This is a genomic window from Roseibium aggregatum, from assembly GCF_014692675.1.
Classification (GTDB): domain Bacteria; phylum Pseudomonadota; class Alphaproteobacteria; order Rhizobiales; family Stappiaceae; genus Roseibium; species Roseibium aggregatum_C.
Genome location: NZ_JABFCZ010000122.1, coordinates 1 through 384, shown reverse-complemented (window position 1 = coordinate 384; position 384 = coordinate 1). Strand labels below are relative to the sequence as shown.

The 384-nt window shown below is 64.1% G+C and carries 1 protein-coding gene; it reads right to left on the bottom strand.

All coding sequences use genetic code 11. The features are described from left to right. On the bottom strand, positions 1–384 hold a 384-nt coding region (locus HK439_RS26585; RefSeq protein ID WP_190294483.1), incomplete at both ends, for a zinc-binding dehydrogenase.

Sequence of the window (384 nt, the reverse complement as noted above, 5' to 3'; positions counted from 1 at the left end):
ATCTTGGGGATCTCGCCATTGGCAAAGCCGACTACGAGGTAGCGGCCACGCCAGGCAATTGAACGGAACGCCGGTTCCGCATAGATGCCGCCGACCGGGTCATAGATCACGTCCGGGCCCTTGCCGTCGGTCAATTCCTTGATGCGCTCGCGCAGGTCTTCGGTCGAATAGTTGATGAGCGCATCAGCGCCGTGGTCCTTGCAGACCGCCAGCTTCTCGTCGCTCGATGCTGCGGCGATCACGCGTGCGCCGATCGCCTTGCCGATCTCGATGGCCGCCAGCCCGACGCCGCCCGCAGCGCCCAGCACCAGCATCGTCTCACCAGCCTTCAGTTGCCCGCGATCGACCACCGCGTGGTGCGACGTACCATACGTGAGCGTGAAT